This window comes from Variovorax sp. Varisp41 (genome assembly GCF_047325085.1).
Taxonomy (GTDB): Bacteria; Pseudomonadota; Gammaproteobacteria; order Burkholderiales; family Burkholderiaceae_C; genus Variovorax.
Map to the genome: position 1 here is coordinate 2950246 of NZ_CP168540.1, position 19794 is coordinate 2970039.

A 19794-nucleotide genomic window follows, 5' to 3' on the forward strand; every position below is an offset into this window, starting at 1 on the left:
AAAAATGAAACAGATACTTCAAAACATGGCAACCGGAGAGTCCATTTTGATGGAGGCGCCTGCACCCCGGGTTGGACGTGAGTCGTTGCTCATTAATTCTTCGATCAGTTTGATCTCGGCCGGAACGGAGCGCATGCTTGTTGGCTTTGGAAAGGCTTCATATCTCGATAAAGCTAGACAACAGCCCGAAAAAGTAAGAACGGTGTTGGAAAAGGCTCGGACCGATGGGCTGATAACAACCATCGAAGCAGTTAAATCAAAATTGGCGCAACCTCTTCCCCTCGGATATTGCAATGTTGGTGTTGTTGCAGAAGTGGGTGCCAATGTCAGCGAATTCAAAGTTGGCGATCGCGTGGTTTCCAATGGACCTCACGCAGATGTTGTAAAAGTTTCAAAAAATCTCTGTGCCCGAATCCCTGATTCGGTAGACGACGAATCGGCTTCATTTGTCGTAGTCGCCAGCATTGGGTTGCAAGGCATCCGCCTAGCACAGCCAACCCTGGGCGAAAGCTTCGTGGTAACTGGAGTCGGGCTGATCGGCTTATTAACAGTTCAGTTGCTTCGCGCCCATGGCTGCAGGGTGCTGGCCATCGATTTCGATGATTCGAAACTGGCATTGGCCCAACAATACGGCGCACAAATATGCAATCCTGGAAAGGGCGAAAATGTTCTTGACGCTGGAATGGCGTTTAGTCACGGGCGCGGGGTTGACGGCGTCATCATCACAGCATCTACGAGCTCTAATGACCCCGTAACCCAAGCTGCGCGGATGTGCAGAAAAAGAGGTCGTATAGTTCTTGTCGGAGTCACTGGCCTCGAACTTTCAAGAGCAGATTTTTATGAAAAGGAACTGAGTTTCCAGGTTTCATGCTCTTATGGACCTGGCCGCTACGATCCTGCCTATGAGGATAAAGGACAGGATTATCCTTTGGGATTCGTTCGGTGGACCGAACAACGAAACTTCGAAGCCGTTTTGGACATGCTTGACAGCGGAAAATTGGATGTCAAGCAGTTGATCACGCATCGTTTTGCCTTTGAGAAAGCTTCAGAAGCATACGAAGCTTTGACAGCAGATAAAGCCGGGCTTGGGCTGCTCCTTCAATACAATTCCACCTTTGCTGAGCGAATGATTCGTTCAACAAACTTGGGGGGAAATTCATCCTTTTCGTCTTCAGATCCGGTTTTGGGCTTTATAGGTGCCGGAAACTATGCCTCTCGAATGCTTATTCCGGCTTTTAAGTCCGCCGGGGCACAATTTCACACCATTGTGACGGAAGGTGGCGTCAACGGTGTCATTCATGGAAAAAAATCTGGATTCAGTAAAGCCTCGACCGAATTGGATTCAATCCTAAAAAATGACGCAATCAATACGGTCGTGATTGTCACGCGCCATGATACGCATGCGGATCTTGTTATACAATCGATTGATGCCAATAAAAGTGTTTTTGTAGAAAAACCCCTGGCAATCGATTATGCCGGACTCGAAAAAATACGAAACAGTTTCGATCAAGCTTTGGCGAGGGGGAATTCGCCCCAATTGATGGTGGGATTCAATCGCAGATTTTCCCCTCAAATTTGTAAAATTAAAGAACTCCTGCGTCCGATTAAGCAGCCGAAGGCATTCATTATGACAATGAATGCTGGAGCCATCCCCGCCAATCATTGGACTCAGGACAATTCAGTCGGGGGGGGGCGGATCATCGGAGAGGCCTGCCATTTTATTGATTTGATGCGTCATTTGGCTGGATCTCCGATCGTTTCTGTACAAGCACGCCGAATGGGTTACTCTCCCGGTATCGAAATTTTTGAAGACAAGACCAGCATTACCCTCGGATTTGAAGACGGCTCGTTCGGGACGATCATGTACCTGGCAAACGGTGCAGCCAGTTTCCCCAAGGAACGCGTTGAAGTTTTTGCAAATGGCCAAGTTTTACAGCTGGACAATTTTAGAAAACTGACAGGATATGGTTGGACTGGTTTTAAAAAAATGAACTTGTGGGCGCAAAACAAGGGACAAAAAGAATGCGCAGATGCTTTTTTGCGCGGAATAAAAAGTGGAGTTCCCGCCATTCCTAGCAACGAGATTTTTGAGGTTGCAAAGGCTACTCTTGATGCCGCCCGAGAAGTACGGGAACAATGCTAGAGATCTTTCACAAAGCCCGAACGGCATTCAAATTGGGAATTTTGAATGTATTTCGAGTAGCAAGCTATAAATTAAGATTAAAAATCCGCATTCATCCAGTACTGCGCATATCATCCACATTACCGAGAGGAGAGTTTTTTCTCCCCCCCGGTTCTTTTCAGCCTTGCCGTTTGACTCCCGTTACGGATTGGAACGATTTTTCGTTGCTCTTCAGCAGCTTAAAAACAGAAATTCAATATTCCCCTCCGAATTGGCATGCCAATCCGTTAACAGGGGCGGATTTTCCCAATCCGCTTCGAAATTGGTGGGAAATACCAGATTTCGATCCTTCTGTTGGAGATATAAAGCTAATATGGGAGTTCTCTAGGTTTGATTGGGTCTTGGCACTGGCGCAACGGGCTCGGCTGGGAGATTTCCACTCCTTGGATCGGCTAAACTCTTGGCTTAATGATTGGTGCAGCAACAACCCCCCATACAAAGGACCTAACTGGAAATGCGGGCAGGAAGCATCGATTCGGGTTATGCATCTGGCAGTTGCTGCCATCATATTGGACCAAATTGGCAGTGCAACGCCAAGTCTAACGAAGCTGATCAAAGCTCATTTGATGCGTATTGCACCCACTATTCAGTATGCAGTTGCCCAGCAAAATAACCATGGCACGTCCGAGGGTGCGGCACTTTTTGTAGGAGGAAGCTGGCTAAGCAGTCTAGGGGATCCGCAAGGGGATAAGTGGCAACAGATGGGATATGAGTTGCTAGAAGATAGAGCAACGCGCCTCATCGGAAAATTCGGCGGCTTCAGCCAATATTCTTTGAATTACCACCGTTTAATGCTTGATACATTTTGCGTGGCGGAATTATGGCGTCAACGCTTAAGTCTCAAGAAATTTTCAGATTGTTGGCATCAGAAAGCCCTCGCCGCAACGCAATGGCTATATTTGATGATTAACCCCATCGACGGAGACGGCCCAAATGTCGGTGCGAACGATGGAGCGAGATTAATTCAGCTTTCGAATACGCAATATCGAGATTACCGCCCGAGCGTGCAGCTGGCGATGGTTTTGTTTGGAAGAAAGCGGGCCTATTCACAGGCGGGAAGCTGGAACGATGCGTTGAACTGGTTGGAAATCAGCTTGCCGAACGATTCCGCATCGCCTAGGGAGAGTTGCATAGCAGACGATACGGGATTTGCAGTTCTGCTTCGGGAAGATGCGATGCTTTTGCTGAGGTACCCGAGATTTCAATTCAGACCGAGCCAAGCCGACGCCCTTCACCTGGACTTCTGGGTCGGTGCAGTGAATTTATTAAGAGATGCAGGCAGTTATAGCTACAACACAGATGAAGATACCATAAGTTACTTTAACGGAGCGGCCGGTCACAACACTATTCAATTTGACGATCGACAACAGATGCCAAGGTTAAGCCGATTTTTATTTGGAGATTGGCTAAAAACCTCGGCGATTGAAAAATTGAAAGAGACGGAGGATCAAACCTCGTTTGGCGCCAGCTATCGAGATAGATATGGCGCACGTCATAGCCGGAAAGTGAAACTGGGTTCACGCTGCTTTGAAGTTAACGATACCATCGATGGCTTCACCGTAAAAGCAGTTTTACGCTGGCGGCTGGCGCCAGGTAGTTGGGCCATTGAAGAAAGAAGCGGAAAAATAATCGCGACCTCGAGCAACTATCCAATGTTTTCTTTAAGCATTAACAGCGACATATCTTTCAAACGAGTTGAACTTGTTGAGGGCTGGGAGTCGCGAAATTATTTGGAGAAGAACGTTTTGCAAGTTTTAGAACTGGAAGTTGCCAACTCGGGAACCATAACAACTACCGGCAATTGGGATACATGAGAATACTCTATTTTCACCAGCATTTTTCCACCCCAAAAGGATCTACTGGTATTCGCTCCTACGAGATGGCCCGCAAGGCTCTCCAGCGTGGTCATCACGTCACAATGGTCTGCGGAAGTTACGGTGCCGGCGAAACTGGGTTAACTCAACCGTTTGTTGGTGGGCGACGTAGAGGGTTGGCCGATGGGATTGAAATCATCGAGTTTGACCTGGCTTACTCAAACGCTGATGGCTTTGTAAAACGAGCGATAACATTTCTCAAATTTGCAATACGTAGTGTCGGATTGGTTTTTTCTGAGAAATACGATATTTTATTTTCGACTAGCACGCCGCTGACTGCTGGCCTTCCGGGAATTTGCTCTCGCTGGCTTCGAGGGAAAAAATTTGTCTTCGAAGTTCGCGATTTGTGGCCGGAGCTGCCTCGTGCTATGGGTGTCATCCGAAATCCCGTCCTACTTGCGGCCCTTGGCGCTTTAGAATGGATGAGTTATCGCTCCGCGCATCGGCTCATTGGCTTGTCCCCAGGAATAGTAGAAGGAATTTTGCATCGCGGAGTACGTCCGGATGCCGTTTCACTGATACCGAACGGTTGTGATCTCAGTATATTCTCTGACCGTTCAAAGCCTTGGAGACCCGCGCAAATTTCCTCAACAGATCTAATGGCTGTATTTGCAGGAACTCATGGTCTAGCTAACGGACTAGATTCCGTGCTAGATGCAGCGGCAGAGCTAAAGAAAAGAGATCGATCAGACATTAAGATTCTTCTAATCGGTCAAGGAAAACTTAAGAAAACCCTGCAAGACAGAGCCCAAAGAGAGGGTCTGGTTAATGTCGTCTTCCACGATCCGGTTAATAAATCTCAACTTGCCGGCTTGATGGCTGCCGCAGATTTAGGATTGCAAGTTCTGGCTAATGTTCCTGCATTTTACTACGGCACCTCTCCAAACAAATTTTTTGATTACATCGCGGCGGGTCTTCCAGTGCTCAACAATTATCCGGGATGGTTGGCGGATTTAATTAATGAACACCGATGCGGTTTTAGCGTACCGCCCGGAAACGCTGTTGCATTTGCCGACGCATTAGAAGAAGCCGCTTCGAATAGGACAGCATTGAAGGAAATGGGTACTCGAAGCCATGATCTAGCAGCCCGAAAATTCGATCGTAGTCAGTTAGCAGAAAACTGGGTCACTTGGATCGAAAAAACCTAGGACAGTAACTCACCAGCCACGAACTCGATCGATAGTTTCGCTGCCCGAATTTACAACTCCCGCGGAAGGCAGGATGAGGCTGATTACGCGATTCCAACGAACAAGTGGAACGGGGTCGATGTAAACAACGTCTTGCGGCCGCAGCGGGAATTGACTTGCCAAGGCAAATGCCGCAGGATTTTTTGCGTCCAACTGGAAAATTGCAGGCAACCCCGTTGCGCCTTTACGAATTACGTAAATTTGGGCAGGATTCGAAGTATCTAAAGATGGCCCTCCTGCCTCTCCTAACGCCTCATTGAGGGTTAGCCGACCAGTTCCTCTAAGAGGCAAAGCAGTTGGACGTAGCACTTCGCCCATTACATATACTTTGGTATCTTCGCGGGTACCGACAGTAATGGTATCTCCATTCCTCAATGGGATATCTGTCAAATCTTTTCCACCCTCTCTCAATCTTTGCAAATCTATTCTTACAGACTGTCCGCTTCGAGTTAGGACGATAGCAGAACGATCGCCAGCGTCCGAGATGCCGCCTGCGCGATTTATTGCCTCCGCGACCGTCATTGGCAGGTCAGTAAAAATCTGCGAGCCCGGATTACGGACTTGCCCTTCCACATAGGCTCTTCGACTTCTAAAGGACTGAATTCGAACAGTTACCTGTGGACTTTGGATATTTTTTGCCAACCGCCCGGCGATCAAATCCGAAGCTTCAGCCTCGGTCAAGCCTTCTATTCTTACCCTTCCTACATAGGGGAAAGATATTTCGCCATTCCCGCCCACGATGAACCCTGGCGCCACGCTTACTCCAGTGGGGTCGGTTTGCTGAGAAATCACGGCACCAGCATTAGGCAGAAGTTCAGGATGGTCATAGACGATAACGCCGACGACATCACCTGGTCCAATCTTGTAAAGTTCGGGCTTGCCAAACAGTGCCCGAACCTCGATTGGCAAGTCCTTTGGACCGAATTCAGATAGCGTTTTAACTAACGCCACAGAGATCGGAGTGATTCGCCCTTCCGGAGCCTCATCCTCTAAATATTGAAATTTAGGCGGCAGCTCGCCTTTTTCCGTATACGCGCTGACGTTCCCCATACCAGGCACGATAGTGCAACCCTGAAGAACCGCGCCAATGAAGATTGCCCCAGAAAGGGCTGATACATTCTTAGAAAATTTCAAGGCTAGCATCCAGGTTAATATTTAATTTACGTAAGGATTCCATAAATCCATTCAGTTCTCGTCCGAGCAGTAGCACGACAAACCAGCTGGCTGCCGATGATATTCTTGTTTTCGCATCGATTGCCGAACGGGCCTGCACCAAGAAAAAAGTTTATGCAAGTAGATGCGTCCAGGTTTTTGAGCACAAAGTCCAGCGATGCCATTGACAAGACAAGGTGAAGTGGGAAGCAAATTACCTTGGCCAAAGCTGCTTGCATCGAACTATGAGTGCCGCACGGGGATGCCGCGCTCGGCCATCCGCGCCTTGGCCTCGCCCACCGTGTGCTGCCCGTAGTGGAAGATGCTCGCGGCCAGCACGGCGTCTGCCCCGCCCTTCTGGATGCCGTCGGCCAGGTCGTCGAGGTTGCCCACGCCGCCCGAGGCGATCACCGGCACGTTGACGGCGTCGCTGACCGCGCGGGTCAGTGCCAGGTCGAAACCGCTCTTGGTGCCGTCGCGGTCCATGCTGGTCAGCAGGATCTCGCCGGCGCCGCGGCGCGCCATCTCGGTGGCCCATTCGACGGCGTCGAGGCCGGTGTTCTTGCGCCCGCCATGGCTGTAGACGTCCCAGCCCGGGCCGCGGCTGGCCGCTTCCTCGGGCGTGCGGCGCTTGGCGTCGATGGCGACCACGATGCACTGGGCACCGTACTTGGCCGAGGCGTCGCTGATCACCTGCGGATTGGCGATGGCGGCCGAATTGAAGCTGGTCTTGTCGGCACCGGCATTGAGCAGCCGGCGCACGTCCTCGACGGTGCGCACGCCGCCGCCCACGGTCAGCGGAATGAAGACCTGCGAGGCGACCGACTCGATGATCGGCAGGATCAGGTCGCGGCCGTCGCTGGTGGCGGTGATGTCGAGGAAGGTCAGCTCGTCGGCGCCCTGCGCGTTGTAGCGCGCGGCGATCTCGACCGGGTCGCCCGCGTCGCGCAGTTCGAGGAAGTTGACGCCCTTGACGACACGGCCGCCGGTGACGTCGAGGCAGGGAATGATGCGTTTCGCGAGCATGGTGGGGTAACGGGGAAAAGAAGGAATCAGAGGACGCGCAGTTGCTGCCAGCCCTGCCATTCGGCGCCGGGCGCCAGTTGCACGGGCTCGTCGATGCGCGCGGCCTCGACGCAGAGCATGTGGCGAAAGCCGTCCTCGGGCATGTCGGCGAGTTTCGCACCGAGCGCGGCGCCCGGGTTCCAGACCACGGTTTCGGTGCAGGTGGCGCCCTGGGCGATCTCGAGCGTGCCGCCGGGCTGCACCAGCCGCAGCGGCTGGGCCGGCGCGGCATAGACGCTGTCGAACTCGGATTCGAAGCGCAGGGCCGGCGCGGTTTCCACATGGCGGTCGTCGCGCACCGCATCCCAGCGGTTGGCGCCCTGCAGGCCTTCGAGCCGGGCCTCGGCGATGTCGTCCACCGCCAGGTAGGTGTGCAGTGCCGCCGTGAATGCGAAGGGCCCGCCGCCGAGATTGCGCAGGCTCAGCGCGGTGCGCAGTTGCCCGGCATCGAGCGTGAACGCGACCCGCGCCTCGAAGGCATGCGGCCACAGGGCCCGGGTGGCATCGTCGTCGCGCAGCCGCAGGGTCAGCGCGCCCGATTCGGCATCCACGCCCCGGCTCTCCCAAGGCAGATTGCGCATGAAGCCATGTTTGGGGAGCATGCCGCGCTGGTTGAACTGCGGGCAGCAGATGGGCACGCCGCCGCGGATCGCGGTCTTGCCGTCGAACACGGCGCGCGGGCTCAGGTAGAGCCTTTCCCTGCCGTCGGCCGTGGTCCAGGAGAGCAGGTGGGCCCCGTGCAGGGCCACGGTGAGGGTGCTGCCGTCGGCACCGGAGGCGCGCAGCGCGGGCTGGCCGCGGAACTCGATCGAGCTGGTGTGCATGTGAGGAATTGTAGGCAGCGCTCCGATCGCTCCGGCTTCGCGCAACATCGGCGCCTCGCGCGGCGCGGCCATGGGGCCTAAAGACTGCATGGTCAGGCCCCGATTGCAAGCCCGGGGCCTTCTTGGATACCCTGTGCCTGCCCAAAAAAACGCTCACACAACCAGGACAAGGGGAATCGAATGAAGAAGAAGTTGCCGATGGCGGCGTGGATCCTGATTGCCATGGTGCTCGGCATCATCCTCGGCTACATGATCTTCGCGAGCTTCCCGGACAAGGGAACCGCCAAGGAGATCGCGGGCTACGTCTCGATCGTCTCGGACGTGTTCCTGCGCCTGATCAAGATGCTGATCGGGCCACTAGTGTTCTCCACGCTCGTGGTCGGCATCGCGCACATGGGCGACGCCAAGTCGGTGGGCCGGGTGTTCGGCAAGGCCATCGGCTGGTTCCTCACCGCCTCGCTGATCTCGCTGGTGATCGGCCTGGTGATGGCCAACCTGCTCGAGCCCGGCGCCAACCTGGGCCTGCCGCTGCCCGACATCGGCGCCTCGGCGAACCTCGCGACCTCCAAGTTCACCTTCAAGGACTTCGTGAGCCACACGGTGCCGAAGTCCTTCGTCGAGGCCATGGCCAACAACGAGATCCTGCAGATCGTGGTGTTCTCGATGTTCTTCGGCGTGGCGCTGGCCTCGCTCGGCGACAAGGCGAAGACGCTGGTCGCCGCCACCGAGGAGCTCTCGCACGCGATGCTGAAGATCACGGGCTACGTGATGAAGCTCGCGCCGCTCGCGGTGCTGGCCGCCATGGCCGCCACGGTGGCGGTCAACGGGCTGGGCATCCTGATCAAGTTCGCGGTGTTCATGCGCGACTTCTACCTCGGCCTGTTCGTGCTGTGGGGCGTGCTGATCCTCGCGGGCTTCACCTTCCTCGGGCCGCGCGTGTTCAAGCTCCTGGTGCTGATCAAGGAAGCCTTCCTGCTCTCGTTCGCCACCGCCAGTTCGGAAGCCGCGTACCCGAAGATCCTGCAGGCGCTCGACCGCTTCGGCGTCAAGCGCAAGATCTCGAGCTTCGTGATGCCGATGGGCTATTCGTTCAACCTCGACGGCTCGATGATGTACTGCACCTTCGCCGTGCTGTTCATCGCGCAGGCTTACAACATCCACATGCCGATCAGCACGCAGATCACGATGCTGCTGATCCTGATGCTCACCTCCAAGGGCATGGCCGGCGTGCCGCGCGCCTCGCTGGTGGTGATCGCCGCCACGCTCAACCACTTCGACATTCCCGAGGCCGGCCTGCTGCTGATTCTGGGCGTGGACACCTTCCTCGACATGGGCCGCTCGGCCACCAACGCGGTGGGCAACTCCATCGCCACCGCGGTGGTCGCCAAGTGGGAAGGCGAGCTGCTGCCCGAGAGCGAGGCCGAGCTCAACGCGGCCCGGCTCGACGAGGAAGCGGCCGCGACGATCGCGCATCCGGCGCATGGCTGAGGCGATGCACGGCATGACAACAATGCCTGGCAGGACCGCCCTGGCCTGCGCGGCCCTGCTGCTCGCGGCCGGCGCGGCGCAGGCCCAGGAGCTTCTCACCGGCACGCTCGCCAAGGCGCGTGCCAGCGGCGCCATCACCATCGGCTACCGCGAATCCTCGGTGCCCTTCTCCTTCCTCAACACGCGCAAGGAACCGGTCGGCTATTCGATCGAACTGTGCCGCGAGCTGGTCACGGCGATCGGCAACGCGGTCGACCGCACGCTCGCGATCCGGTGGGAGCCGGTCACCTCCGACTCGCGCTTCGACGCGGTCACGAGCGGCAAGGTCGACCTCGAATGCGGCTCGACCACCAGCAACCTCGAACGCCAGAAGCGCGTGAGCTTCTCGCCGACGATCTTCGTCTCGGGCACCAAGGTGCTGGTGAAGAAGGGCACGCCGATCGCCTCGTTCCGCGACCTCGCGGGCCGCAAGGTGGCTGTGACGGCCGGCACCACCAACGAGAAGACGCTTCGCGATCTCTCCGAGAAGTTCAAGCTCGGCATCCAGCTGCAGGTGGCGCGCGACCATGCCGAGTCCTTCGCGCTCGTGAAGAGCGGCCAGGCCGATGCCTTCGCGACCGACGACGTGCTGCTCTACGGCCTGATCGCGCAGGAGAACGCCCAGGCCGACTACCGCGTGGTCGGCGACTTCCTCTCCTACGACCCCTACGGGATCATGTACCGCAAGGGCGACCCGCAGCTCGCGAAGGTGATCAACGACAGCTTCCAGGTGCTGGCCGAAGACGGCGAGATCGAGCGCCAGTACAAGCGCTGGTTCCTGCGCAAGCTGCCCACGGGCGCCAGCCTCGACCTGCCGATGAGCGCGCAGCTCGAGACGATCATCAAGACGATGTCGGTGAAGGCCGAGTAGCCGGGGCCGCTTTCAGCGCGCCGGCCACTCCCAGCGCGGAATCTCGCTCATGTCGAGGTTCGCGATGCGGGTCTCGCCCAGGCGCTTCTCGAGCACCACCGACTGCAGCTCGACGCCACCCGCGGCCGCCTCCTCGAGCGCGGCGATCAGCCGCGAGGCATGCGACACCACGATCACCTGCGACTCGCGCGCCGCATGCGCGATCAGCCGTCCGAGCGCGGGCAGCAGGTCGGGATGCAGGCTGGTCTCGGGTTCGTTGAGCACCAGCAACGCGGGCGGGCGCGGCGTGAGCAGCGCCGCGATCCACAGCAGGTAACGCAAGGTGCCGTCGGACAGCTCGGCGGCGGTCAGCGCGCGCAGCAGGCCGTGCTGGTGCATCAAGGTCTGGAAGCGGTCGCCCTCGGCGTCGATCTCGATGCGCGCGCCCGGAAAGGCGTCGTCCACGGCGCGATCGAGCGCCTCGCCGTCGCCGATCTCGCGGATGGTCTGCAGCGCGGCCGCGAGGTCGGCACCATCGTTGGCCAGCACCGGCGTGCGGGTGCCGAGCTGCGGCTGGCGCGCCGGCGCCTCGGCGTCCGAGCGGAAGTGGTCGTAGAAGCGCCAGGAGCGCATCTGCTCGCGCAAGGTGAGCATCTCGGGCGCGTCGCGCGGGTCGGCATGCTCGGTCATCATGCTCGCGAAGGACGGGATCGGCCGGCCCACCGGCTGCCAGCCGCGCCCGTCGCGCAAGCGCAGCGAGGCGCCCTTGCGGTCGACCAGCTGCGTGGACGGCCGCAGCAGCGGACCGGCCCAGATGGCCTCGTGCTTGATCTCGGGGTCGCGCGAAAAGGCGGTCGAGGGAATCGGCGGCGGCAGGCCGATGTCGATCGCGTAGCCGAAGTCTTCGGCGCTGGCGCCCGCGAAGCCCAGCTTCAGCGCGACCGGTTCGCTGCGCGTGGTGCCCTGCACCGGCATCTCGCCGCGCAGCATGGCGACCGAGAAGCGCTCGGGCCCGGCCCACAGCGTGGAGGACAGCCCGCCCTCGCGCACCAGCGAACGGATCGCGCCGCCGTTGGCGATCTCGGCCAAGAGGCGCATGGCGCGGTAGACGCTCGATTTGCCGCTGCCGTTGGGCCCGGTGACCACGGTGAGCCGCGCGAGCGGCACCGTGAGCTGGCGCAGCGAGCGGTAGTTGGCGATGGCGAGCGCGGACAGCACGCGCCGCCAGGCCCCCTCAGGCGCCGGCCAGTTCGTCGGCGCGCGCCTGCGCCTGTCCGAAGTCGAGGTCGCCCGAATAGATGGCGCGGCCGCAGATCACGCCCTCGACGCCTTCGGACTCGACCGCGCAGAGCTGGTCGATGTCGGCCATGTTCGACAGGCCGCCCGAGGCGATGACGGGGATGCTCAGCGCGCGCGCGAGCTTGACCGTGGCGTCGATGTTGATGCCCGACAGCATGCCGTCGCGGCCGATGTCGGTGTAGATGATCGACTCGACGCCGTAGTCCTCGAACTTCTTGCCCAGGTCGGCCACCTCGTGGCCCGTGAGCTTGCTCCAGCCGTCGGTGGCGACCTTGCCGTCCTTGGCGTCGAGGCCCACGATGATGTGGCCGCCGAAGGCGCTGCAGGCGTCCTTGAGGAAGCCCGGGTTCTTCACGGCGGCGGTGCCGATGATCACGTAGCGCAGGCCGTCGTCGATGTAGCGCTCGATGGTGTCGAGGTCGCGGATGCCGCCGCCGAGTTGCACCGGGATGTCGTCGCCGACCTCCTTCAGGATCGCCTTGATCGCCGCGTGGTTCTGCGGCTTGCCCGCGAAAGCCCCGTTCAGGTCGACCAGGTGCAGGCGCCGGGCACCCGCCTCGACCCACTTGCGCGCCATGGCCGCGGGGTCTTCGCTGAAGATGGTGGACTGTTCCATGTCGCCTTGTTTCAGGCGTACGCAATGGCCGTCTTTGAGGTCGATCGCTGGGATGAGGAGCATGAAAGTGACGCGAGAGTGCAACGAAAGGACGCCGGCCGGCGGCGCCCGGTCAGGGGAACGAGGTGTTCAGGGATTCCAGTGGAGGAAGTTTCGGTAGAGCTGCAACCCGTGGTCCGCACTCTTCTCCGGGTGGAACTGGGTGGCAAAAATGTTATCGCGTGCGATGGCGGCGGTAAAGCATGCCCCGTATTCGGCTTCGCCCACGCTGTGGCGCGCATCGACCGGCCGCGCATAGAAGCTGTGCACGAAATAGAAGTGGCTGCCGTCGGGCACCCCGGCCCACACCGCGTGCGGCTGCGCCTGGCGCACCTGGTTCCAGCCCATCTGCGGCACCTTGAAGCGGCTGCCGTCGGGCTGCAACCGACCTTCGAGCTCGAAGCGGACCACCTCGCCCGGAATCAGGCCGAGCCCGTCGGTCGGACCCTCGTCGCTGCGCGACAGCAGCATCTGCATGCCCACGCAGACGCCGAACAGCGGCTTCGTCGCCGCGGCCTCGAGCACCGATTCGAGCAGCCCCGAATCGCGCAGCTCGCGCATGCAGTCGGGCATGGCGCCCTGCCCCGGCAGCACCACGCGCGTGGCCTTGCGCACCACCTCGGGATCGGAAGTCACGAACACCTCGACGCCGACCTGGTCGGCGGCATGGCGCACCGCCTGCGCGACGGAATGCAGATTGCCCATGCCGTAGTCCACCACGGCGACGGTGTTGGCGTTGTTTGCTACAGTTTTCATAGCTTCAATGACAGGCGGAGCGTGCGATGGCACGCTGTTCCGCTTGCAGGATCAGAGCGAGCCCTTGGTCGAGGGGATGACGCCGGCCGAACGCGGATCGAGCTCGAGCGCGGCGCGCAGGGCGCGGGCGAAGGCCTTGAACACGGTCTCGCACTGGTGGTGCGCGTTGACGCCCTTGAGGTTGTCGATGTGCAGCGTGACGAAGGCGTGGTTCACGAAGCCCTGGAAGAACTCGTAGGTGAGCTGGCTGTCGAAGGCGCCGATCATCCCGCTGGTGAAGGGCACGTGCATCTCGAGGCCAGGCCGGCCCGAGAAGTCGATGACCACGCGGCTGAGCGCCTCGTCGAGCGGCACGTAGGCATGGCCGTAGCGGCGGATGCCCTTCTTGTCGCCCACGGCCTTGGCCACGGCCTGGCCCAGCGTGATGCCCACGTCTTCCACCGTGTGATGGCCGTCGATGTGCAGGTCGCCCTGGCAGTCGATCTCGAGGTCGATCAGCCCGTGGCGGGCGATCTGGTCGAGCATGTGGTCGAAGAAGCCGATGCCGGTGGCCAGCTTGGCGCGGCCGGTGCCGTCGAGGTTGACGCTGACGGTGATCTTCGTCTCGGCGGTGTTGCGCGCGACCGTGGCGGTGCGCACGGCGAGGGCGTCGGGGGTGGCCGCGGGAGCGGCTTGGGGGGTGGTCATAGTGAGGCTTCGAGCGCCGCGAGCATCCTGGCATTCTCGTCGGCCGTTCCGACGGTCAGGCGCAGGCAGTTCGCGAGCAGTTCGTGCATTTTAGAAACGTTCTTCACCAGCACCCCGCGCGCCTTCATGCCGTCGAAGGTGCGGGAAGCATCGGGCACGCGCAGCAGGATCATGTTGGCGTCGCTGGGCCAGACCTTGACGCCCGGCAGCCGGCCGAGCCCCATCATCAGCCGCTCGCGCTCCTCGCGGATCTGCTTCGCCTGGGCCTCGAACACCTCGGCATGCTCGAGCGCGAACAGCGCGCACTCGCAGTTCAGCACGCTGACGTTGTAGGGCGGACGCACCTTGTCGATCTCGGCGATCAGCGCGGCCGGGCCCATCAGGTAGCCCAGCCGGATGCCGGCCAGGCCGAACTTGCTGAGGGTGCGCATCAGCAGCACGTGGCGGTGCTTCGCGAGGCGGTCGATGTAGCTGCGCGCGGCGAAGGGCTGGTAGGCCTCGTCGATCACCACCAGGCCGCCCTGCGCCCCCTGGGCCTCGACGATCCTCTCGAGCACCGCGTCGTCCCAGAGGTTGGCGGTCGGGTTGTTCGGGTACGCCAGGTAGACGATGGCCGGCTTCTCGCGCGCGATCGCGGCCAGCATGGCGGCCTCGTCGAGCTCGAAGTCGGCCGTGAGCGGCACGCCCACGAAGCGCAGGCCCTGGAGCTGGGCGCTCATGGCGTACATGACGAAGCCCGGCAGCGGTGCCAGCACGCTGGCACCCGGCAGGTCGCAGGCGATCGCGAGCAGCGAGATCAGCTCGTCCGAGCCGTTGCCCAGCACCAGCGAGAAGCCCTCGGGCAGGCGCGCCTGCGCGGCCAGCGCGCGCTGCAGGTCGGCGCCGCGCTCGCCCGGGTAGCGGTTGAGCGCCAGCGCGCCGAGCCGCGCGCCGAGTTCGGCCTGCAGCGCGGGCGGCAGGCCGAAGGGGTTCTCCATCGCGTCGAGCTTGACCAGGCCGCGCGCGTCCTGCACGGCATAGGCATGCATGGCGCGCACGTCGGCGCGGATGCGCTGGAGCGCGGGAACGGGGACGGTGGTGTCGGACATCGGGAGCTCGGAGAAAAAACGGTCGATGGAAAAAATCAGGAAGCGCAGCGGAAGCTGTTCTGCAGCGCGGTCGACATCACCAGCTGCACCGGCATGTCGGCCTCGTAGAGCTCGGCATTGCGCTTGAGCTCGGCCTCGAACAGCGAGCGTGCCATCGAGGGCTCGAGCCGGCGGCCGTCGACGCAGAACAGCGGCTTCTGGCCCGCGCGGCGCGCGGCATCGCCAGCCTCGCGCAGGCCCTCGAGCACGCCCACGAGGTAGTAGCTGGCGTAGGCCTTGCCCTGCTTCTTCTCCTTCACCTCGAGGGTGTGGAACTCGCGGATGCTCATGGCCTGCGCGCCCAGGCTGGCCGCGGCCAGCGCGAGCGGCAGCAGCAGGAGACGCGTGCGCTGCATGGCGGACCTCACTTCGCGTAGCGCGGCGGCGGCGCGTAGCCGGTCGCGCCGTCGGCCGGGAAGGCATTGGGCTGCGCGGCATCGGAGCCACGGCGCGGACGGCGCGGGGCGTCGGGCTGCGTGATCTCGAACAGCGCGGCGCCGAGGATGCCGATGTTGCGCGCGTCGCCGGCCTCGGTGTTGGCGGCATAGGCGCGGCCCGGCGTGGCGAAGCGGAAGGCCGCGACCTCGGACTGGCTCTTGCGGAAGCCCTCGATGTCGATCACCTGCAGCGGCCGCAGCACGTAGCCGCCGTTGCGCAGGCTGCCGGGCTTGCCGTTGAGCACGTCGAGGCCGTCGACCGTGGCGATCACCTCGTAGCTGCGGTCGCTGAGGTTGCGAAAGCGCAGCGTGTAGCGCGCGCCCTCGGCGCCCGCGAGGCGGAAGTTCTCGTCGCCACCGCTGCCGCGGCGCGCGCGCTGCAGCGGGATCGCGCGGCCCGATTCGTCGATCACCGACCATTCGACGTCGCCCTGCGCCAGCTGCAGGTTGAGCCGGCGCTCGGGGTTGGCGCCGACGCCGCGGCGCACGCTGGCGGCGTCGTTGTAGCCGATGGAGGCGACCTCGTCGGGCTGGTCGGGCGTGTAGCGCTGGACCTGCACGCTGCGCGTGTTCGATTCACGGCCCTCGCCCCACTGGGTGCCGAGGCGCGGCGCCGGTGCGGCGGCGGCGGCCGTGCTCGGCACCGCCTCGGCCTGGCTCTGGGTCTGGGTGCGCGGCATCGGGGTGCAGGCCACGAGCAGCGCGGCACCGGCCAGCAGGCCGAGGGCGAACTTGAACAGGCGCGAACGACGCAGACGTTGATTCATCATCAGGTTTGCTCCTCCCGAGCGGGTTGTGGACGGAAACGGAATCCGGACCGGACGCGCGGGCGCGCCCCTCAAAGCTTGCGCAGCCGCATGCGCGCGGCCTCGGCGTGGCCCTGCAGGCCCTCGCCCTCGGCCAGCGTGACGGCGATCGGCCCGAGCACCTGGGCCCCGGCCTCGCTGACCTCGATCAGGCTCGAGCGCTTCTGGAAGTCGTACACGCCCAGCGGGCTCGAGAAACGCGCGGTGCCGCTGGTGGGCAGCACGTGGTTCGGGCCGGCGCAGTAGTCGCCGAGGCTCTCGCTGGTGAAGGCGCCGAGGAAGATCGCGCCGGCGTGGCGCAAGAGCGGCTCCCAGCGCTGCGGCTCGCTGCTGCTGACCTCGAGGTGTTCGGGCGCGATGCGGTTGCTGATCTCGCAGGCCTCTTCCATGCTCTTCGTGTGGATCAGCGCGCCGCGGCCGTTCAGTGAGGCGGCGATGATCGCCGCGCGCGGCATGGTCGGCAGCAGGCGGTCGATCTCGGCCTGCACGCGGTCGATGTAGGCGGCGTCGGGGCACAGCAGGATGCTCTGCGCGAGCTCGTCGTGCTCGGCCTGGCTGAACAGGTCCATCGCCACCCAGTCGGGCGGCGTGCTGCCGTCGGCCAGCACCAGGATCTCGCTCGGGCCCGCGATCATGTCGATGCCCACGGTGCCGAACACGCGGCGCTTGGCGGCGGCCACGTAGGCATTGCCGGGACCGGTGATCTTGTCGACCGCGGGAATGGTCGCGGTGCCGTAGGCCAGCGCGGCCACGGCCTGCGCGCCGCCGATGGTGAAGGCGCGCGTGACGCCGGCCACGTAGGCGGCCGCCAGCACCAGCACGTTGCGCTCGCCCTTGCCGGACGATTCGCCGCCGGCGCCGCCGGTGGCGACGCTGCCCTTCACGGGAGTCGGCACGACCATGATGATCTCGCCCACGCCGGCCACGTGGGCCGGAATCGCGTTCATCAGCAGGCTCGACGGATAGGCCGCCTTGCCGCCGGGCACGTAGATGCCGACGCGATCGAGCGGTGTGACCTTCTGGCCCAGCAGCGTGCCGTCGGCGTCGCGGTAGCTCCAGCTCTCGCCCGAGGCCTTCTTCTGCGCCTCGTGGTAGCTGCGCACGCGGTCGGCCGCGGCCTGCAGTGCCTCGCGTTGCACGGCGGGCAGCGAGTCGAAGGCCTGCTTGAAGTCGGCTTGCGTCAGTTCGAGTTCGCTCACGGCGGTGGCACCCAGGCCATCGAAGCGGCGCGTGTACTCGAGCACGGCCGCGTCGCCGCGCGCCTGCACGTCGGCCAGGATGTCGGCCACCGTCTTCTCGATCGCGGCATCGGCATCCGCGGACCAATGCAGCCGCGCCTTGAATTCAGCATCGAAGCTGGCTGAAGTCGTGGACAGTCGGGCGGGGGCTGCTTGCAGGGTCATTTGGCGAAGTGCGGTTCGAGGGATCAGGCGGAGGGAATGGCCGACGCGAAGGCGTCGATGATGCGGCGGATGGGTTCGCGCTTGAGCTTGAGCGCGGCCTGGTTGACGACCAGGCGCGCGCTGATGTCCATGATGCGCTCGACCTCGACCAGCTGGTTGGCCTTGAGCGTGTTGCCGGTCGAGACCAGGTCGACGATGGCGTCGGCCAGGCCGGTCAGCGGCGCGAGCTCCATGCTGCCGTAGAGCTTGATCAGGTCGACGTGCACGCCCTTGCTGGCGAAGAAGTCGCGCGCCAGGCCCACGTACTTGGTCGCGACCTTGAGGCGCGAGCCCTGGCGCACGGCCGAGGCGTAGTCGTAGTCGGCGCGCACGGCCACGCTGAGTCGGCAGGCGGCGATGCGCAGGTCGAGCGGCTGGTACAGGCCCTGGTTGCCGTGCTCGAGCAGCACGTCCAGGCCGGTCACGCCGAGGTCGGCGCCGCCGTACTGCACGTAGGTCGGCACGTCGGAGGCACGCACCAGCACCACGCGCACGTCGGGGCGGGTGGTGCCGAGAATCAGCTTGCGCGACTTCTCGGGGTCTTCCGTGACCTCGATGCCGGCGGCGGCCAGCAGCGGCATGGTCTCTTCGAAGATGCGGCCTTTGGAAAGCGCCAGGGTGATCATGCGATGGCTCCGGTCACGCGTTCGATGTCGGCACCCAGGCCGCGCAGCTTGGCTTCCATGCGGTCGTAGCCGCGGTCCAGGTGGTAGATGCGGTCGACCAGGGTCTCGCCCTCGGCCACCAGGCCGGCGATGACCAGGCTGGCCGAGGCGCGCAGGTCGGTCGCCATCACGGTGGCGCCCGAGAGCTGCTGCACGCCCTCGACCATCGCCACCTTGCCCTCGACGTGGATGCGCGCGCCCAGGCGCACCATCTCGTTCACATGCATGAAGCGGTTCTCGAAGATGGTCTCGGTGACCATCGAGGCGCCGTGCGCGATCACGTTGAGCGCCATGAACTGCGCCTGCATGTCGGTCGGGAAGCCCGGGTATTCGGTGGTGCTGAAGCTCTGGGCCTCGAGCTGTTCGGCCCCCTTCGAGGCGATGCGGATGCCGTCCTGCTCGCAGCCCACTTCGCAGCCGGCGTCGCGCAGCTTGTCGATCACCGCGTCGAGGTGGTCGCCGCGCGCATGGCGCAGCAGGGCCTCGCCGCCCGCGACCGCCACGGCGCACAGGAAGGTGCCGGCCTCGATGCGGTCGGCCACCACGGCGTGCTCGCAACCGTGCAGCTTCTCCACGCCCTGGATGCGGATGTGGCTGGTGCCGTGGCCCTCGATCTTCGCGCCCATGCGGATCAGCATCTCGGCCAGGTCGACGATCTCGGGCTCCTGCGCGGCGTTCTCGAGCAGCGTCTCGCCCTCGGCCAGCGCGGCGGCCATCAGGAAGTTCTCGGTACCGGTGACGGTCACCATGTCGGTCAGGATCCGCGCGCCCTTCAGTCGCGTGCGGCCGGCCGGCAGGCGCGCGACCATGTAGCCGTGCTCGACCACGATCTCGGCACCCATGGCCTGCAGGCCCTTGATGTGCTGGTCGACCGGCCGCGAGCCGATGGCGCAGCCGCCCGGCAGCGACACCTTGGCGTGGCCGAAGCGCGCCAGCAGCGGGCCCAGCGCCAGCACCGAGGCGCGCATGGTCTTCACGAGTTCGTACGGGGCCTCGGGGCGGGTCAGGTCGCCGGCGTTCAGGCGCACGGTTCCGTTGTCGTCGCGTTCGGCCGACACGCCCATGTTGCGCACCAGCTTGAGCATGGTCGACACGTCCTGCAGCCGCGGCACGTTGTGCAGCACCACGGGCTGGTCGGTCAGCAGGGCCGCGCACAGCTCGGGCAGCGCGGCGTTCTTGGCGCCGGAAATGAGTACTTCGCCGCGGAGCTGGCGCCCGCCGCGAATCAGGAGTTTGTCCATCGAAGGTCCAGCGAGTGG

The 19794-nt window shown here is 62.2% G+C and carries 18 protein-coding genes; 5 read left to right on the plus strand and 13 right to left on the minus strand.

Features of this window, described 5'->3' with window-relative positions; translation table 11 throughout:
• Window positions 1-25 precede the first annotated feature (25 nt).
• From ACEN9J_RS13760 to ACEN9J_RS13770, 3 genes are read left to right on the plus strand one after another with little or no spacing between them, the layout of a single operon-like run.
• Window positions 26-2143, plus strand: a complete 2118-nt coding sequence (locus tag ACEN9J_RS13760; protein ID WP_413764347.1) for a bi-domain-containing oxidoreductase — start codon at window positions 26-28, stop codon at window positions 2141-2143.
• Entirely contained in the window at window positions 2137-3996 is a 1860-nt protein-coding gene (locus tag ACEN9J_RS13765; RefSeq protein WP_413764348.1) for a heparinase II/III-family protein, read from the plus strand. The genes ACEN9J_RS13760 and ACEN9J_RS13765 overlap by 7 nt, the downstream gene beginning before the upstream one ends.
• Entirely contained in the window at window positions 3993-5204 is a 1212-nt protein-coding gene (locus tag ACEN9J_RS13770; RefSeq protein ID WP_413764349.1) for a glycosyltransferase family 4 protein, read from the plus strand. Before ACEN9J_RS13765 ends, ACEN9J_RS13770 begins: the two co-directional genes overlap by 4 nt.
• Before the next feature lie 9 nt (window positions 5205-5213).
• On the opposite strand, the gene ACEN9J_RS13775 is transcribed toward ACEN9J_RS13770, so the two are convergent.
• The 3 genes from ACEN9J_RS13775 to ACEN9J_RS13785 form a co-directional block, all read right to left on the minus strand.
• Window positions 5214-6293: a polysaccharide biosynthesis/export family protein gene (locus ACEN9J_RS13775; RefSeq protein ID WP_413764565.1), complete on the minus strand. Its 1080-nt coding sequence runs from the start codon at window positions 6291-6293 to the stop codon at window positions 5214-5216.
• 345 nt (window positions 6294-6638) lie between these two features.
• Window positions 6639-7421 carry an imidazole glycerol phosphate synthase subunit HisF gene (hisF, locus tag ACEN9J_RS13780; protein ID WP_413764350.1) on the minus strand — a complete coding sequence of 261 codons (783 nt, stop codon included), beginning with the start codon at window positions 7419-7421 and terminating at the stop codon, window positions 6639-6641.
• 26 nt (window positions 7422-7447) lie between these two features.
• Window positions 7448-8284: a D-hexose-6-phosphate mutarotase gene (locus tag ACEN9J_RS13785; RefSeq protein WP_413764351.1), complete on the minus strand. Its 837-nt coding sequence runs from the start codon at window positions 8282-8284 to the stop codon at window positions 7448-7450.
• A 180-nt stretch (window positions 8285-8464) separates the two neighbouring features.
• Between ACEN9J_RS13785 and ACEN9J_RS13790 the strand changes: the two genes are divergently transcribed.
• Window positions 8465-9772 (plus strand): dicarboxylate/amino acid:cation symporter, encoded by a 1308-nt coding sequence (locus tag ACEN9J_RS13790; RefSeq protein ID WP_413764352.1) that lies wholly within the window; start codon window positions 8465-8467, stop codon window positions 9770-9772.
• Between the two features lie 13 nt (window positions 9773-9785).
• Window positions 9786-10682: an amino acid ABC transporter substrate-binding protein gene (locus tag ACEN9J_RS13795; RefSeq protein ID WP_413764353.1), complete on the plus strand. Its 897-nt coding sequence runs from the start codon at window positions 9786-9788 to the stop codon at window positions 10680-10682.
• 12 nt (window positions 10683-10694) lie between these two features.
• Here the strand turns inward: ACEN9J_RS13795 and ACEN9J_RS13800 are convergent, their stop codons facing one another.
• The 10 genes from ACEN9J_RS13800 to murA form a co-directional block, all read right to left on the minus strand.
• Window positions 10695-11879, minus strand: coding sequence for an AAA family ATPase (locus tag ACEN9J_RS13800; RefSeq protein ID WP_413764354.1), 1185 nt, complete (start codon window positions 11877-11879; stop codon window positions 10695-10697).
• Window positions 11880-11895: 16 nt separating this feature from the next.
• Window positions 11896-12639 (minus strand): 1-(5-phosphoribosyl)-5-[(5-phosphoribosylamino)methylideneamino]imidazole-4-carboxamide isomerase, encoded by a 744-nt coding sequence (hisA, locus tag ACEN9J_RS13805; RefSeq protein ID WP_261209853.1) that lies wholly within the window; start codon window positions 12637-12639, stop codon window positions 11896-11898.
• 66 nt (window positions 12640-12705) lie between these two features.
• Complete coding sequence (hisH, locus tag ACEN9J_RS13810; RefSeq protein ID WP_261209851.1) at window positions 12706-13371, minus strand: imidazole glycerol phosphate synthase subunit HisH; 666 nt, start codon at window positions 13369-13371, stop codon at window positions 12706-12708.
• Window positions 13372-13422: 51 nt separating this feature from the next.
• A complete protein-coding gene (gene hisB / locus ACEN9J_RS13815; protein ID WP_413764355.1) occupies window positions 13423-14058 on the minus strand; it encodes an imidazoleglycerol-phosphate dehydratase HisB in 636 nt (211 codons plus the stop codon).
• Window positions 14055-15146 carry a histidinol-phosphate transaminase gene (gene hisC / locus ACEN9J_RS13820; protein ID WP_413764356.1) on the minus strand — a complete coding sequence of 364 codons (1092 nt, stop codon included), beginning with the start codon at window positions 15144-15146 and terminating at the stop codon, window positions 14055-14057. The genes hisB and hisC overlap by 4 nt, the downstream gene beginning before the upstream one ends.
• A 35-nt stretch (window positions 15147-15181) precedes the next feature.
• Complete coding sequence (locus ACEN9J_RS13825) at window positions 15182-15541, minus strand: hypothetical protein (RefSeq protein WP_296734732.1); 360 nt, start codon at window positions 15539-15541, stop codon at window positions 15182-15184.
• Window positions 15542-15549: 8 nt separating this feature from the next.
• Complete coding sequence (locus ACEN9J_RS13830; RefSeq protein ID WP_296783025.1) at window positions 15550-16392, minus strand: hypothetical protein; 843 nt, start codon at window positions 16390-16392, stop codon at window positions 15550-15552.
• 68 nt (window positions 16393-16460) lie between these two features.
• On the minus strand, window positions 16461-17831 hold the full coding sequence (gene hisD / locus ACEN9J_RS13835; protein WP_413764357.1) for a histidinol dehydrogenase: 1371 nt from the start codon (window positions 17829-17831) through the stop codon (window positions 16461-16463).
• 23 nt (window positions 17832-17854) lie between these two features.
• Entirely contained in the window at window positions 17855-18496 is a 642-nt protein-coding gene (gene hisG, locus ACEN9J_RS13840) for an ATP phosphoribosyltransferase (RefSeq protein ID WP_057596768.1), read from the minus strand.
• Entirely contained in the window at window positions 18493-19776 is a 1284-nt protein-coding gene (gene murA, locus ACEN9J_RS13845; RefSeq protein ID WP_296741234.1) for a UDP-N-acetylglucosamine 1-carboxyvinyltransferase, read from the minus strand. The genes hisG and murA overlap by 4 nt, the downstream gene beginning before the upstream one ends.
• Between the last annotated feature and the right edge of the window lie 18 nt (window positions 19777-19794).